Here is a 15,062-nt window from a genome sequence, read left to right as displayed (position 1 = left end):
GCGGTTTGCATTTCGCATACTAATATTCTTCACTCAGACCTCAAGTTGGATATCGTCGATGGATCAAAATCCGCAGTCACAGCTAAAGTTACTTGTCGCAAAAGGTAAGGAACAAGGCTATCTGACCTACGCCGAAGTAAATGACCACCTACCTGAAGAAATCGTAGATTCAGAACAGGTAGAAGACATCATTCAAATGATTAACGACATGGGTATCCAAGTCGTTGAAACCGCACCAGATGCGGACGATCTTATGTTGAATGAGGCCGTAGCAGATGAAGACGCTGCCGAAGCCGCAGCAGCCGCACTTTCAAGCGTAGAAAGTGAAATTGGCCGAACAACTGACCCAGTACGTATGTATATGCGTGAAATGGGTACCGTTGAACTATTAACTCGTGAAGGTGAAATCGACATTGCTAAACGCATTGAAGATGGCATCAACCAAGTACAATGTTCAGTCGCTGAATACCCAGGGACTATTTCTTATATTCTTGAGCAATTTGATAAAGTTCAAGCTGAAGAACTTCGTCTAACAGATATTATCTCTGGTTTTGTTGACCCAGATGATGACGGTAATGCAGCTCCAACAGCCACACACGTTGGTTCAGAGCTTGCCGTTGATGATGACGACCTTGATGATGACGATGACGAAGATTCGGATTCAGATGAGGACGAAGAAGAGGAAGATACAGGCATCGATCCTGAGCTTGCTCTTGAACGCTTCACTGAATTACGCAATACGTATCAGAATTTACAATTAGCCATCAATGAGCATGGCCGTGACAGTAAAGCGATTGCCGCGAGCAAACAAGACTTTCTTGATGTATTCCGTCAATTCCGTCTTGTTCCAAAACAGTTTGATTATTTAGTTAATAATCTTAAAAACTCAATGGACCGTGTGCGCACTCAGGAACGTTTAATCATTCGTACTTGTGTTGAATACGGAAAAATGCCGAAAAAAGCATTTGTGCAAGCCTTTACGGGTAATGAATCTTCTGACGCATGGCTAGATGATGTTTTAGCATCAGGTAAACCATACGCAGAAAAAATCAAACAAAGCGAAGAAGATCTACGTCGTAGTATCTTTAAGCTAAAAACCATTGAAGAAGAAACGTCGTTGAACGTTCAAACGATCAAAGACATCAGTCGTCGCATGTCAATCGGTGAAGCGAAAGCTCGTCGTGCGAAGAAAGAAATGGTTGAAGCTAACTTACGTTTGGTTATCTCAATTGCGAAAAAATATACCAACCGTGGCCTACAATTCTTGGATCTTATTCAAGAAGGTAACATTGGCCTAATGAAAGCGGTTGATAAGTTTGAATACCGTCGTGGTTATAAGTTCTCAACTTATGCGACATGGTGGATTCGCCAGGCAATCACTCGTTCAATTGCTGACCAAGCACGTACGATTCGTATCCCGGTACACATGATCGAAACCATTAATAAATTGAACCGTATCTCTCGTCAGATGCTTCAAGAAATGGGGCGTGAGCCGTTACCTGAAGAATTGGCAGAGCGCATGCAAATGCCTGAAGACAAGATTCGCAAAGTACTGAAGATTGCTAAAGAGCCAATCTCAATGGAAACGCCTATTGGTGATGATGAAGATTCGCACCTAGGTGATTTCATTGAAGATACCACGCTTGAATTACCTTTAGATTCAGCAACTTCAACAAGTTTGAAGTTTGCGACTAAAGACGTTTTAGCTGGCTTAACGCCACGTGAAGCAAAAGTACTTCGTATGCGTTTCGGTATCGACATGAATACGGACCATACTTTGGAAGAAGTGGGTAAGCAGTTCGATGTTACTCGTGAACGTATTCGTCAGATCGAAGCGAAAGCTTTACGTAAGCTTCGTCACCCAAGTCGTTCAGAAACACTGCGCAGTTTCCTTGATGAGTAATCATTAAAGAAGTTCGTTACAAATGAAAAGGTGGGCACTGTGCTCACCTTTTTTATATCCATTTTTTGACTGAAACGGCTAACTGCTCAAAAACCAAACACAATCTCGCTTTTCACGTCTAGACACTCTTAAATCATTCCCCTATAATCGTGCGACAATTTGGCCCCATAGCTCAGTTGGTTAGAGCGCACGACTCATAATCGTTAGGTCCACAGTTCAAGTCTGTGTGGGGCCACCATTTTCTAATAGGCGTTCTTAATGAACGCCTATTTCGTTTTAAGCTTTGAAAGCATATAACCGTACCTTGCTTTATACTGAAATATTTACTCAGTAGCCCTCCTTATAAGGTAACCATAAAGCAGTCAATGAAAGCGAATACCCACTCCATTTCCCGCTTTACGATTTCTCGCTACTTGTGGGGGAGTGTTCTGGTTACTGTTTTATTTTCTACATTACTCGCTTGCTGGTTACTCATTAGCTCTTATCACGTCTTTGATAATGCTCGCGATCGTACAAAAGTATTTCAAACGGTTAACCAGTTCATTTTGGCTCTTAACCTTTATGGCCGCGAACGGGGCTTTTCTAATGAGCTCATTTTTGCCAATGCAAAAAACAAACAAGCAGCCTGGCAGGCCTTGGTTAAAGGGCGCCTAGAAACCGATCAAGCTTTGAGTCAACTACCGAAAGAATTGATGAGCCCTCAACAGTGGGATGAAATACTTACCAGCAAACAAAATGCCCGTTCAAAGATCGATTTTTATAAAACTCATATCGCTCAAGATATTACGCAAAGCCGAAACACCATCAATAGCCTGTTAAGTGCCAGCTTGCTCTATCGCAAGGTTATGCTTCAAGCCATATCACAGAAACTGAATAACTCAGAATCCGCTAGTGCAGCCGTCAGCCGCTTATACAATTTCAGTGATTAGAGACAACGCTGGCAGGTTAGCCGCTCCCTTTGTTAACGCGATATATTATCAAAGCTCGGTATCCCCTACAGAGCTGTCCGATACTATCCGTCGAATGGAAGAAATCCGTGTCTCTTGGGCTCTTGTCGAATATTTGCAAGATAACCTGCCACAAAGTAAGCATTTCCAACAATTAGTAGAGCAGACAAAGAACAGCTACTATTCACAAAGTGAGATGTTTATTCGCAATTTAAACGATAAAGCACAATTGACACATCAGTTAGATATTAGTGCGTATCAATTTTCACAACAATATCGTATCGGGCTCGGGGCGATTGAAAAGCTGCAAAATAGCTATATCAATTCTTTGTTTACTCTATATAAACAAGAAGAACGCCAGGCATTAGCAAAATCATCATTGTATTATTGATTTTAATTGCGATCATAGCTCTTCTAATCGGCATCATTATTTATATCCAACGTTCTCTTCTTAAACCTTTAGCAGAACTCAATAAAGTCGCGAGTTTACTGGCTAATTCGAAAGAGAATATTGACCAAGAAAATGGTAGTGAGATTCAAAGCTTATTCAACACTCTCAATTTGTTAGATCAACAAATGAAGATTCAACAATCCATTCATGAGAAGTTGATTAAAGACTCAGAAGAAGACCCATTGACTCAACTGGCTAACCGACGCCGCTTCACTCGAGAAGCGTTAAGTATGCTATCAATGAATTCAGAGCAATCCCCTACTCACCTAGTATTGGTCGATTTAGATCACTTTAAAAAAATCAATGATGGCTGGGGACATGTGGTTGGCGATCATGTGTTAGTTGAAGTTGCCAATGTACTAAAACAACATGCTCACCCAGAAAGTCTGGTGACACGATTAGGCGGTGAAGAGTTTGCTCTGATTTTCCCACCGTATATTAAGCTCGATTTAACGAAGCAATTAGAATTATTACAAGCTGAGATTCGCAAATTACGAGTGAACAATGAGCAAGGTGGGACGTTGTCAGTCACGGCAAGCTTTGGCGTTGCTTGCTCAACCAGTAAAAATGCGGATGCACTCAAAGAACTACTGACCGATGCTGATGAAGCTTTATATCGAGCAAAAGATCAAGGTCGCGATCAAATCTGTTATTCCCCCTCTAAAACGAGTGAACAATAAGGTGACATGCGAATCAAAGCAGCAACGATAGAGGTTAAATACATTAACCTCTATATCTCATCTCAACTAGGCTTGCTTCTTCATTAAAGATTCGCGATAAAGAACAATATCGTCAATGGTTAAGACTGGCATATTGTGCAGCTTACCAAAGGCGACAATTTCTTGTGCTCGTGCCATCGTTCCATCTGGGTTAGTCACCTCACACAACACACCAGCAGGGTTTAAACCCGCCAATTGCATTAAGTCCGTAGTACCTTCAGTATGACCACGACGGGTTAACACCCCACCTTTACGAGCTCGCAATGGGAATACATGACCCGGACGCGCTAAATCTTCAGGCTTAGCATCGGCAAAAATCGCCGTTTTAATCGTTGTGACGCGATCAGCGGCTGAAACGCCAGTGGTTACGCCTTGCTTAGCTTCAATCGAAACCGTAAATGCCGTTTGGTTTTGGCTGTTGTTATTCACCACCATCGGCGGTAGATCCAGTTGATTTGCTTGCTCGTCGGTCAGACACAAACACACAATGCCACTGCACTCGCGAATCATCAGAGCCATTTGAGCATCAGTTAGTGTTTCCGCTGAATAGATAAGGTCGCCTTCATTTTCACGGTCTTCATCATCCAAGACTAATACACCCTGACCTTGTCGTAAGGCTTCAAGTGCTGACATGACGCGTTCAATAGGATTACCAAATTCGGCAAGTAAAGAAGGTTGGTTCTGATTCATGGTAATAGCTCCTGTAGATACCAGAATCAGGGCGATGTTAAGAAGGGATCAAACGACATGCAGAACAAGCTGCATACGATCAATACAAGGCCGCCCGGAGAAACCGAGCGACATTTATCCTCTCCCATCCAGACTATAACTGTCGGCTCTGGCATCTCACCAGATCTGCTGACCCTAGGTTAAAACGATAATAAACTAGGCGCTCGCGGGCTGATAACATCAAGTGTTATATACCGCCGGTGGGGAATTTCGCCCCGCCCTGAGAATAAGTTAAAAAATTGTGCCACTTAATGTGGTAGAGACATACTATTACAGCTATCGTCTAAAATCTAATACCAAACAAAGATTCTCAACAATCTCCTTGTAATTTTGCCAATCTCACCTTAACTAACGGATACCATTAAGCTCTTTTCTTCGTCGCACTGTCCATCCATACCGCCAGTAATAATATTGTCCCTTTAACGATATACTGCCAGAACGTTGGGACATCCATCATGCTCATGCCATTATCGAGTGAAGACATAATAAAAGCCCCGATCACGGCACCGAGCACGGTCCCGACACCTCCAGCCATACTTGCACCACCAATCACGCAAGCGGCAATCGCATCAAGCTCTGCAATATTCCCCGCAGAAGGCGAACCGGCCCCTAGCCTTGAACTTAAAATCAGGGCGGCAATCCCGACTAAAAAGCCGTTCATCGCATAAACCGCTAATTTATTGCGTTCAACATTGATACCAGACAATCGGCTCGCTTCAATATTCCCACCAATCGCATAAATGCGTCGTCCAAAGCTCGTTTTTGTCGAAATAAACATACCAAGGATCAGTAATATCGAAAGAATAAGAACCGGCATTGGCACACCACGATAGTCATTGAGCAGTAAAATTACCCCTAAAATTGCAATAGCGGTAATCGCACTTTTACTCATATTTTTTGATGTTGCGGCAACCGTTAACCCATAATGACGCCTTAATTGGTTTTGACGCTTTTGCCAGGCAAAGTAACCACATAAACCAACAATCCCTAAAGATAAACTCAGCATATTAGGAAGATAGCTTTGTCCAATAATAGACATGGCATCCGATGTCGGCGCTACTGTCGTTCCATCGGTGACCCCTACTAGAATCCCTCGAAATGCTAACATACCAGCCAACGTGACAATAAAAGAAGGCACCTTACGATAAGCCACCCACCATCCATTCCAAGCACCAAGTAATAGCCCTGAAATTAATGTAATAACAATCGTTAAGGCCAATGGAAATCCAAGCCAAACATCCATAATGGCGGCGACACCTCCCAGCAGCCCCATCATCGAACCGACGGATAGATCAATTTCACCACTGATAATGACGTACACCATGCCAATCGCCAGAATGCCCGTAATTGCCGTTTGTCTAAATAAGTTGGAAATATTTCTAGGGCTTAAATAGCTCCAATCGGTCATTACGCTAAAAAAAAGCATAATAAAAAGGATCGCGATGATCATAATTATCATCTGTAAATTACTGCCTTTTAAATAGGCCCAAATAGAACGACTTTTTTCTGGCGCATTACCAGTATTCACTTGCACGCTCATGCGACTTCTCCTTGATTTTCTTCTGATAGAGCGCAATCCATAATCATTTCCTGGGTTAGCCCTTCATTTTTAAATTCCCCCTTAATCACGCCTTCATGCATCACGATGACGCGATCACTAATTCCGAGAATTTCAGGTAATTCAGACGACACCATAATGATGCTGATCCCTTGTTTCACAAGCGCAAACATGAGCTTGTAAATTTCATATTTCGCACCAACATCAATCCCTCTCGTTGGCTCATCTAAAATTAAAATTTGCGGCTGCAACATTAAAAATCGAGCTAAGATGGCTTTTTGCTGATTGCCTCCCGATAAATGTCTTATTGCAATATCATGACTCGGTGTTTTTACTTTTAGCTGCGAAACTGAATCTAAAATGGCCTTCTCTTCATCGGTTTGAGATAAACCTTTATAACTGGAAAATTTATCTAAGCCGGCAATCGAAATATTATGCCCAACCGACATAATGGGAATGATGCCATGCCGCTTTCGGTCTTCCGGCACCATCGCAATACCGAGTTTTAATGCGGCTTCACTGCTTTTTAGGCTCACTGATTCTCCATTCAAATAAAAACGGCCTGAATGCTCCCCTTGATAGCAGCCATAAATGCATTCCATTAATTCGGTACGCCCTGCTCCAACAAGGCCAGATATGCCTAAAATCTCGCCTCGTCGTAATTGCAGATTGGCGCCTTTCACTTTATAAGTACTCAGGTTCGATTTATCTTTTGCAAATACCTCTTCAACTCGTAAAACCTCATCACCAATAGTATGCGGCTCTTTAGGAAACAACTCTTTCATTTCCCGCCCCACCATCATGGTGATGATGTCATCGGTCGTCATATCTGCGCCTAAACGAGTACCAATATGCTCACCATCACGAATCACACAAATATGATCAGAAATCGCTTTTACTTCACTTAATTTATGGGAAATAAAAATACAACTCACTCCCTGACCTTTTAAATTCTGAACGAGATTTAATAGAATCTGAGTTTCAGATTCAGTCAAAGGTGCGGTGGGTTCATCGAGGACTAATAATTTAGCTTTTTTAGATAATGCTTTGGCAATTTCGACCAACTGTTGTTGACCGACACCTAATTCGCCAACTTTCGTTTCTGGCGAGACGGTTAATTTAACTTTATCAAGAAGCCCTACCGCTTTTTGATGCATTTGAAGAAAATCAACAACACCAAAATGACTGATTTCATCACCGAGAAATAAGTTTTCTAAAATACTTAACTCTTTCACTAACGTGAGCTCTTGATGAATGATTGCGATGCCTAATTTTTCTGTATCTTTAATGGTTTGAGCTTCTACTTTTTTGCCTTCAAACAAGATATCGCCTTCATATTCACCAAAAGGATAGACACCACAAAGCACTTTCATTAACGTCGATTTACCGGAACCATTTTCCCCGCATAGCGATAAAACCTCACCTTTATCGAGATTTAAATTAATGCCATTCAAAGCGTAAATATCCCCAAAGGCTTTTTTTATATTTTTCATTTCTAATAAACGCATAGACTTCTCCTAAAAAGCACTTAATAAACTTAATCATTAAGTGCTTTTTTATTACTACTTCTGATAGACGTCTTCTTTGGAATGAAACTTATCGGCAATAACCGTCGCGTCAATATTCGACTTATCGACAGAAATAGGATTCAACAACCAGGCAGGAACATCTTTTAAGCCATTATTTAATGAGGCATTCGATTCTACTTTTTCATCGTTCCCTAATTTAACGGCTATCTCTGCAGCTTTATTCGCTAATTCAGTGATCGATTTATATACCGTCATGGTTTGTGTACCATCGACGATACGTCGGACCGCAGCAAGGTCAGCATCCTGACCAGAAATAGCCACTTTACCAGCTAACCCCTGAGCATCTAGCGCTTGAATGGCTCCACCCGCTGTCGAGTCATTAGAAGCAACGACGGCATCAATTTTGTTATTATTGGCAGTTAACGCATTTTCCATAATTTTTAGCGCATTTTCAGGCAACCACGAATCGACCCATTGATCACCCACCACTTTAATATCCCCTGAATCAATTTTAGGTTGCAGGATATTCATTTGGCCTTTACGGAATAGTTTCGCGTTATTATCAGTAGGAGCACCACCCATTAAAAAGTAATTACCGGTTGGCTTTTTATCAAGCATTGCTTGCGCTTGAATCTCACCAACTTTTTCATTATCAAACGATAAGTAAAAGTCGATATCAGCATTATTTATGAGTCGGTCATAAGCTAGAACTTTAATACCATCACGCTTAGCATCTTTTATCACATTACTTAATACTTCACCGTTATATGGAATAATGACCAAGACATCCACACCACGTGAAACCATATTTTCAATCTGGGATATTTGCGTTTGCTCATTACCATTCGCGGATTGAACATACACCGTCGCCCCTAATTCTTCGGCTTTATGAACAAATATATCGCGATCTTTTTGCCAGCGCTCTAGCCTCAGATCATCAATCGCCATGCCTATTTTTACGCTTTTAGCGAATGATTGTATGGGCCCAACACTGAGCATTATGCCTAGGAGGGTCAATATTATTTTTTTCATGTTACATCCTCATTGTTTTATTTATTCCTACGCCCCTTTTTACCGATGGGGCAACTCGCTCTATAAAACTAGAAGAGGAATAAATAAAAACATTTGAGAGATTTTATTTTGATATTACGATTTTTATTTTTCGTGACCTCATACCGATAAATATGGATAAAAAGCTAACTCGAAGTAAAAAAACGTGGTGGTGCAGTGCTGTCTCGGACCAACAATTGAGTGGCGAGGACGGTATCATGGCTCACCTTGCTTCCCTTTAATCTTTTTAGCATGATCTTCATGGCCGTTTGACCGATTTCTTCTTGCGGTTGCCTAACCGTGGTCAATGCTGGAGAGGCATATTCAGCCAAAGCGAGATCATCGAATCCCACAATCGATAAATCTTCCGGTACTTTTAGCCCTAACTGTGTGGCTGCCTTCATGGCCCCTAACGCCATAATGTCGCTAAAACAAAACAAAGCGCTCATACCATCAAGGTTCGATAAATTCATAAAAGCGGAATACCCAGATTGAAAGCTAAAATCGCCTTCTTCAATCGCTTGAACATCAGAAGAAATATTTGCTTGCTGCAAAGCTTGTAAATACCCTTCTCTACGCGCGATACACAATGGATTGTTTAATGGCCCTGAAATACAACCAATATTGCGATGCCCAATGCTAATGAGATATTCAACCGCTCTTTGGGCTGCCAGTTGATTATCAATTCGAATGGTAGGAATCGAAAAGTTAGCAAAGTATTCACACGCCATGACCATCGGTATCGAAGCGCCCTGACGAACCTCTTGTGGTAACTCTGCGGTGAGTGAAATGATGCCATCGGCTTGCTTACTGCTGACTAAATCTAAATAGACTTTTGCCTGTTCAATGGTATGAATAGAATCGCCCAAGAGAACTTTATATCCCTCGCGTAGGGCAACCGATTGAATCCCTCTTACCACATTCGCAAAAAACATATTGGCAATATCAGGCACAATCACAACAACCGTTTTAGATTCACTACGTCGCAAATTTCTAGCCATGACATTCGGAGAAAAACCCGATTCAGCAATCGCCACTTCTACTTTCAAGCGTGTTTTTTCTGACACTTTATCCGGAGTGATCATCGCTCTCGATACCGTTGCGGTAGACACCCCCGCGATTCGAGCAACATCTTTAATGGTTGGCATATTCACCCTCAAATGTAATGGGTTACATTATTTTTTATATATCCATTAAAACACCTCCCTGTCTTCGGCTCACATCAGCCGGTCAAAAAACAATCAACGATCACATTTTTGCAACATTTCCTAGATAAACCGTATTTTAGTGCCTACGTTTTAATCAAAGCCGTGGTGAAGCCTGTTATTCGTCTCACTTAATGTCATCGGCTTACCTTAAAAATGTAATCGATTACAAAAATAAATAACGATAAAAAAGAATAAGGGATGAGAATGAAAACGATACAAGGTGCAGCGCTATTTCTCGCGCAATTTATCGACGACAAACCACCATTTAACACTTTAGAAAATATCACTCAATGGGCAAGCTCAGTTGGCTTTAAAGGCATACAAATGCCAACTTGGGATAAACGAATTTTTGATTTAGAGCGTGCTGCGAACGATCTTGAATATTGTCAATATATTCGGAACACTCTAGAAAAATCAGACCTCACCTTAACCGAGTTATCTACGCACTTACAAGGTCAACTCGTGGCGGTTCACCCAGCCTACGATGAAATGTTTGATGGTTTTGCGCCAGCAGAGGTGCATAACAACCCGGCATTACGTCAGGCATGGGCGGTTAAACAATTACTTCTCGCCGCTAAAGCATCAAAAAATTTAGGGCTTACCGCTCATGCAACTTTCTCTGGTGCTTTACTTTGGCCTTTTATGTACCCATGGCCACAACGACCACAAGGGTTAGTCGAAACTGGATTTGAAGAACTAGCCGCTCGCTGGCGACCAATATTAGATGCGTTTGATCAAGCAGGCGTCGACGTGTGCTATGAAATTCACCCAGGCGAAGATCTGCATGACGGCATCACCTTTGAAATGTTCTTAGCCGCGGTCGATCACCACCCACGTTGCAATATCTTATTCGACCCTAGCCACTTCTTATTGCAGCAACTTGATTACCTAGACTTTATCGACAGATACCATGACCGAATCAAACTTTTTCACGTCAAAGATGCCGAATTCAATCCAACCGGACAGCAAGGTGTTTATGGCGGCTATCAAAGTTGGACTGAACGCGCAGGCCGGTTTCGCTCTTTAGGCGATGGGCAAGTTGATTTTAATGGCATTTTTTCCAAGCTCACCCAGTACAACTTCTCAGGTTGGGCGGTCGTCGAGTGGGAGTGCTGCTTAAAACACCCAGAAGATGGGGCCAAAGAAGGCGCAGAATTCGTTAAAAAGCACATCATTCGAGTGACTGAAAAAGCTTTTGATGACTTCGCTGATAGCGCGATTGATCAACAAGCAAATCGTCGAATTTTAGGCTTATAAGGAAAATGCTATGAATAGAATCAAACTCGGCATGGTAGGCGGTGGCATCGGAGCTTTTATTGGAGGTGTACACCGAATCGCCGCTCGTATTGATGACCAATTTGAACTGGTTGCTGGTGCGCTAAGCTCCGATCCTAAGCGAGCCCGCGAATCAGCCTTACAACTTGGCATTGATGAGTCACGCAGCTATCAAGATTATCAAACGATGGCCAAGCAAGAAGCCGAACGCGAAGATGGGATTGATGCGGTCAGTATTGTAACCCCGAATCATATGCACTTTCCTATTGCTAAAGCTTTCTTAGAAGCAGGCATTCACGTGATCTGTGATAAACCGATGACCTTTAATTTAGCCGAAGCAATAGCGCTAAAAGACATTGCCGATAAAAGTAACAAGCTCTTTGTGTTAACTCACAATTACAGCGCTTACCCAGTTGTTCGCATGGCTCAGCACATGGTGCAACAAGGCAAGCTAGGCCAACTTCGTTTAATACAAGTGGAATATGTCCAAGACTGGATGACCGAGGCAACCGAACACAGCGGTAATAAACAAGCGGAATGGCGAACCGATCCTGCCCGTTCTGGTGCAGCAGGCTGCCTAGGTGATATTGGTACTCATGCCTTCAATTTAGCGCGCTTTATTTCCGGATTAAAGCTGGAAAGCGTCAGCGCTGAGCTTTCTACTTTTGTTGAAGGTCGAGCGTTAGATGACAATGTGCATGCTCTACTGCGGTTTGAGCAAGGCGTGAAAGGTATGATGTGGACATCGCAAGTTGCTCCTGGGCATGAAAATGGTCTTAAAATTCGTCTTTATGGTAGCCAAGGTGGTATTGAGTGGCAGCAAGAAAACCCGAATCACATCCTATTTCATCCACATGGCCAACCCAGCCAAATCATCACTCGTGCAGGCTATGGTTTTAACGCTCAGCACGCTGGTCTTACTCGAACCCCCTCAGGCCACCCCGAAGGTTATCTTGAAGGGTTCGCAAATTTATACCAAGAAACCGCTCAAGTGATCCATCAACTCAAGCAAGGGCAAGATTTACAAACAGCTCTCGCTCCCTTCCCTCTACCCGGTACACAGGAAGGGCTAGAAGGGTTGCAGTTCATTACCGCCATGCTGCACTCCTCTCAACACAATGGCCAATGGACTCAATTGGAGGATGCGCATGAGCTCAAATAATCCAATTTTATCTTTAACTGGCATCTGTAAGAGCTTCTCTGGAGTGGAAGTGTTGCACGATATTGATATCGACATTATGCCTGGTGAGGTGATGGGGGTATTAGGAGAAAACGGCGCCGGAAAATCCACCTTGCTAAAAATCATATCCGGCATTTATCAACGCACATCTGGCAGCATTCATATCTCAGGGAAACCGGTGAATATTGATAGCCCGGCCGATGCCAAAGCGCTCGGCATTGCGATGATACCTCAGGAGTTTAATTTAATTTCGAGCTTAAATGTGTTTGAAAATATCTTCCTTGGTCAAGAGATTAAAGAAAAAGGTCTACTCAATAAAGGGGCGATGCGTCGTCGTACTCAAGAGTTATTGTCTCAATTAGAAACGAAAATTCTCCCAGACACCTTAATTGAAGATTTAAGTGTGGCTGAAAAACAAATGGTGGAAATCGCAAAAGCGTTGGTTAATGACGCGCAGATATTCATCATGGATGAACCGACCACAGTGCTGACCAACCAAGAAATTGGCATCCTATTTCAGCTTATCGATAAGCTCAAACAACGCGGCGTCACCATTATTTTTATTTCTCATAAATTAAAAGAAGTAAAACAATTGTGCGACAGGTTGATCATATTGCGAGATGGGCAATTGGTGTCTGTTGATCAAGTCAGTCATATCAATGAACAAGATATGGCGAGAAAAATGGTGGGGCGAGAATTGAATCAAGTATTCCCTCCCCGCTCGCAGGTTACGCAAGACGTGGCGCTCAAAGTTGAACGACTTTCAATTAAAAACCTGCTTCACGATATTAGCTTTTCGGTTAATAAAGGCGAAGTTCTCGGGTTTTCTGGCCTAATAGGCAGTGGGCGAACTGAAACCGCTGAAGCTATTATGGGGCTTCGTCAGCATCAAGGTGAGGTTTATATCCACCAATCGCCGGTCAAAATAAAGTCGATTAACGATGCGGTAAAACAAGGGCTCGCTTATCTCAGTGAAGACCGCCAAGGTTGTGGGCTAACGATGAACTTTGACTTAATTGAAAATGTCAGCCTGATCTCGCTCAAGCATTACTGTAAGGGATTTATTAATCATAAAAAAGCCGAACAAAAAACCCAAGATTATGTCAGCCAATTTAGCATCAAAGCCGCCTCATTAGAGACAGAACTGCTCTATCTAAGTGGTGGCAACCAGCAAAAAGTCTATTTATCGAAATGGATGGATACTCAGCCAAATATTTTGATCCTTGATGAACCAACCCGTGGGGTTGACGTAAATACCAAAAAAGATATCTATCATTTTATTCATAATCTGACTGAACAAGGTCTCGCCGTCATTGTCATTTCATCCGATATGGAGGAGCTGATTGGGTTGGCTCATCGAATCATTGTGATGCGCGATGGCACCATCCAAGGCGAACTCAAGCAAGAAGAAATAACGGAAGAAAATATCATGTTCTTAGCCGCGGGTTTACAAGCACGACCTGAAACAGCGCCCACCCAGCGAAAAGAGGTGATCCTATGAATGACACCGTAAAAGCGAAATCAAACGCCTTGCCGGCAATCAACTTATCAAAGTGGGCTCCACTCATTGCGCTGATCACTTTAATTATTTTATCCGCTCTTGCCAGTGAGCACTTCTTAATCCCCCGCAATATAACCAATGTACTGAGACAAGTGTCTTACACCGGCATTATTGCACTAGGCATGACCTTTTTGATTATCGCAGGAGGCATTGACCTGTCTGTCGGATCGATGGTAGCGCTGATCGGAGTATTAGTATTAATGCTGCTCAACTATCTCGGGGATAGTTGGTTAGCCGTATTTATTGCCATCTCTGCCGCCATGGCCATTGGGGCTATCTTAGGCGCCATTAATGGCTTGCTCACCACCAAAGGAAAAATAACGGCCTTTGTTGCCACGCTCGCTACCATGTCAATTTTCCGCTCGCTCACGCTTTATATCAGCGACGCCGGTGAGATGGTATCCAGCAATTCGCATTACCCAGATATTGGTGGTGGCTACATTCTTGGCATTCCGATACCAGTATGGGTCTTTTTTTCTTTAGCGGCAATTGGACACATATTACTGCGCCACACCGCATTTGGACGCCATGTCTGTGCTGTAGGCTCCAATGCCAAAGTGGCAACCTATTCCGCCATCAATGTCACTCGAGTCTACTTTTATACATTCGTGATTGTTGGCTTCACCGTCGGGTTATCGGCGGTCATGCTGTCTTCTCGTCTTAACTCAATTAGTCCCGGTGATGCTGGCTTGTTTTACGAGCTTGATGCCATTGCCGCGGTGGTTATTGGTGGAACTGCACTATCAGGAGGTAAAGGGACCCTATGGGGCACAGTTATTGGTGCCATCATCTTAGGGATAATAAATAACATGTTGAATCTAATCGGGGTTTCGCCTTACTTACAAGGTACCGTAAAAGGACTTGTCATTATTATTGCCGTACTAATGCAATTTAAACGTGATCGATAAATACAAACGACCATAAGCTCCCCCTCAAATAAAGTGATCTTTTG

At 42.7% G+C, this 15,062-nt stretch carries 13 protein-coding genes, 1 tRNA gene and 1 riboswitch; of the genes, 9 read left to right on the top strand and 5 right to left on the bottom strand.

The annotated features are described in order from the left end of the window. Nucleotides 1-58 precede the first annotated feature (58 nt). The 5 genes from rpoD (at nucleotide 59) to VRUMOI_RS02375 (ending at nucleotide 3,981) form a co-directional block, all read left to right on the top strand. Complete coding sequence (rpoD, locus tag VRUMOI_RS02395; RefSeq protein ID WP_089138268.1) at nucleotides 59-1,903, top strand: RNA polymerase sigma factor RpoD; 1,845 nt, start codon at nucleotides 59-61, stop codon at nucleotides 1,901-1,903. 161 nt (nucleotides 1,904-2,064) lie between these two features. After that, nucleotides 2,065-2,141 (top strand) — tRNA-Ile (locus VRUMOI_RS02390). 127 nt (nucleotides 2,142-2,268) lie between these two features. Beyond that, the gene (locus tag VRUMOI_RS02385) at nucleotides 2,269-2,832 is read left to right on the top strand and encodes a hypothetical protein (protein WP_089138269.1); all 564 of its coding nucleotides are present in this window, start codon (nucleotides 2,269-2,271) and stop codon (nucleotides 2,830-2,832) included. Then, on the top strand, nucleotides 2,825-3,241 hold the full coding sequence (locus tag VRUMOI_RS02380) for a hypothetical protein (protein WP_162598330.1): 417 nt from the start codon (nucleotides 2,825-2,827) through the stop codon (nucleotides 3,239-3,241). Before VRUMOI_RS02385 ends, VRUMOI_RS02380 begins: the two co-directional genes overlap by 8 nt. Beyond that, nucleotides 3,238-3,981 carry a GGDEF domain-containing protein gene (locus VRUMOI_RS02375; RefSeq protein WP_089138271.1) on the top strand — a complete coding sequence of 248 codons (744 nt, stop codon included), beginning with the start codon at nucleotides 3,238-3,240 and terminating at the stop codon, nucleotides 3,979-3,981. Before VRUMOI_RS02380 ends, VRUMOI_RS02375 begins: the two co-directional genes overlap by 4 nt. Before the next feature lie 66 nt (nucleotides 3,982-4,047). Here VRUMOI_RS02375 and ribB read toward each other — a convergent pair whose 3' ends face one another. The 5 genes from ribB to VRUMOI_RS02350 all read right to left on the bottom strand — a co-directional run bounded on the left by ribB (nucleotide 4,048) and on the right by VRUMOI_RS02350 (nucleotide 10,034). Continuing rightward, nucleotides 4,048-4,710 carry a 3,4-dihydroxy-2-butanone-4-phosphate synthase gene (gene ribB, locus VRUMOI_RS02370; protein WP_089138272.1) on the bottom strand — a complete coding sequence of 221 codons (663 nt, stop codon included), beginning with the start codon at nucleotides 4,708-4,710 and terminating at the stop codon, nucleotides 4,048-4,050. Nucleotides 4,711-4,822: 112 nt separating this feature from the next. Beyond that, nucleotides 4,823-4,981: riboswitch (FMN riboswitch) on the bottom strand. A gap of 129 nt (nucleotides 4,982-5,110) precedes the next feature. Beyond that, nucleotides 5,111-6,289, bottom strand: a complete 1,179-nt coding sequence (locus VRUMOI_RS02365) for a sugar ABC transporter permease (RefSeq protein ID WP_089138273.1) — start codon at nucleotides 6,287-6,289, stop codon at nucleotides 5,111-5,113. Beyond that, nucleotides 6,286-7,815: a xylose ABC transporter ATP-binding protein gene (locus VRUMOI_RS02360; RefSeq protein ID WP_089138274.1), complete on the bottom strand. Its 1,530-nt coding sequence runs from the start codon at nucleotides 7,813-7,815 to the stop codon at nucleotides 6,286-6,288. The genes VRUMOI_RS02365 and VRUMOI_RS02360 overlap by 4 nt, the downstream gene beginning before the upstream one ends. 54 nt (nucleotides 7,816-7,869) lie before the next feature. After that, complete coding sequence (gene xylF, locus VRUMOI_RS02355) at nucleotides 7,870-8,868, bottom strand: D-xylose ABC transporter substrate-binding protein (RefSeq protein ID WP_089138275.1); 999 nt, start codon at nucleotides 8,866-8,868, stop codon at nucleotides 7,870-7,872. Nucleotides 8,869-9,032: 164 nt separating this feature from the next. Next, nucleotides 9,033-10,034: a LacI family DNA-binding transcriptional regulator gene (locus tag VRUMOI_RS02350; protein WP_089138276.1), complete on the bottom strand. Its 1,002-nt coding sequence runs from the start codon at nucleotides 10,032-10,034 to the stop codon at nucleotides 9,033-9,035. A gap of 264 nt (nucleotides 10,035-10,298) precedes the next feature. Here VRUMOI_RS02350 and VRUMOI_RS02345 point away from each other — a divergent pair, with 264 nt between their 5' ends. From VRUMOI_RS02345 to VRUMOI_RS02330, 4 genes are read left to right on the top strand one after another with little or no spacing between them, the layout of a single operon-like run. Continuing rightward, nucleotides 10,299-11,351, top strand: coding sequence for a sugar phosphate isomerase/epimerase family protein (locus VRUMOI_RS02345; RefSeq protein ID WP_089138277.1), 1,053 nt, complete (start codon nucleotides 10,299-10,301; stop codon nucleotides 11,349-11,351). Between the two features lie 10 nt (nucleotides 11,352-11,361). Further along, complete coding sequence (locus tag VRUMOI_RS02340) at nucleotides 11,362-12,531, top strand: Gfo/Idh/MocA family protein (protein ID WP_089138278.1); 1,170 nt, start codon at nucleotides 11,362-11,364, stop codon at nucleotides 12,529-12,531. Continuing rightward, entirely contained in the window at nucleotides 12,518-14,050 is a 1,533-nt protein-coding gene (locus VRUMOI_RS02335) for a sugar ABC transporter ATP-binding protein (protein WP_089138279.1), read from the top strand. The genes VRUMOI_RS02340 and VRUMOI_RS02335 overlap by 14 nt, the downstream gene beginning before the upstream one ends. After that, complete coding sequence (locus VRUMOI_RS02330; RefSeq protein WP_089138280.1) at nucleotides 14,047-15,018, top strand: ABC transporter permease; 972 nt, start codon at nucleotides 14,047-14,049, stop codon at nucleotides 15,016-15,018. The genes VRUMOI_RS02335 and VRUMOI_RS02330 overlap by 4 nt, the downstream gene beginning before the upstream one ends. Nucleotides 15,019-15,062: the final 44 nt, after the last annotated feature.

It is taken from the genome of Vibrio rumoiensis (assembly GCF_002218045.2).
Lineage (GTDB): Bacteria > Pseudomonadota > Gammaproteobacteria > Enterobacterales > Vibrionaceae > Vibrio > Vibrio rumoiensis.
Note: the sequence above shows the minus strand (reverse complement) of the source record. Positions and strands in the feature narration are given on the sequence as shown.

Excerpts from the sequence above, each read along its gene's own strand:
- rpoD (WP_089138268.1), top strand. The coding sequence starts at position 59 with ATGGATCAAAATCCGCAGTCACAGCTAAAGTTACTTGTCGCAAAAGGT.
- VRUMOI_RS02385 (WP_089138269.1), top strand. The coding sequence starts at position 2,269 with ATGAAAGCGAATACCCACTCCATTTCCCGCTTTACGATTTCTCGCTAC.
- ribB (WP_089138272.1), bottom strand. The coding sequence starts at position 4,710 with ATGAATCAGAACCAACCTTCTTTACTTGCCGAATTTGGTAATCCTATT.
- VRUMOI_RS02365 (WP_089138273.1), bottom strand. The coding sequence starts at position 6,289 with ATGAGCGTGCAAGTGAATACTGGTAATGCGCCAGAAAAAAGTCGTTCT.
- VRUMOI_RS02360 (WP_089138274.1), bottom strand. The coding sequence starts at position 7,815 with ATGCGTTTATTAGAAATGAAAAATATAAAAAAAGCCTTTGGGGATATT.
- xylF (WP_089138275.1), bottom strand. The coding sequence starts at position 8,868 with ATGAAAAAAATAATATTGACCCTCCTAGGCATAATGCTCAGTGTTGGG.
- VRUMOI_RS02350 (WP_089138276.1), bottom strand. The coding sequence starts at position 10,034 with ATGCCAACCATTAAAGATGTTGCTCGAATCGCGGGGGTGTCTACCGCA.
- VRUMOI_RS02345 (WP_089138277.1), top strand. The coding sequence starts at position 10,299 with ATGAAAACGATACAAGGTGCAGCGCTATTTCTCGCGCAATTTATCGAC.
- VRUMOI_RS02340 (WP_089138278.1), top strand. The coding sequence starts at position 11,362 with ATGAATAGAATCAAACTCGGCATGGTAGGCGGTGGCATCGGAGCTTTT.
- VRUMOI_RS02335 (WP_089138279.1), top strand. The coding sequence starts at position 12,518 with ATGAGCTCAAATAATCCAATTTTATCTTTAACTGGCATCTGTAAGAGC.
- VRUMOI_RS02330 (WP_089138280.1), top strand. The coding sequence starts at position 14,047 with ATGAATGACACCGTAAAAGCGAAATCAAACGCCTTGCCGGCAATCAAC.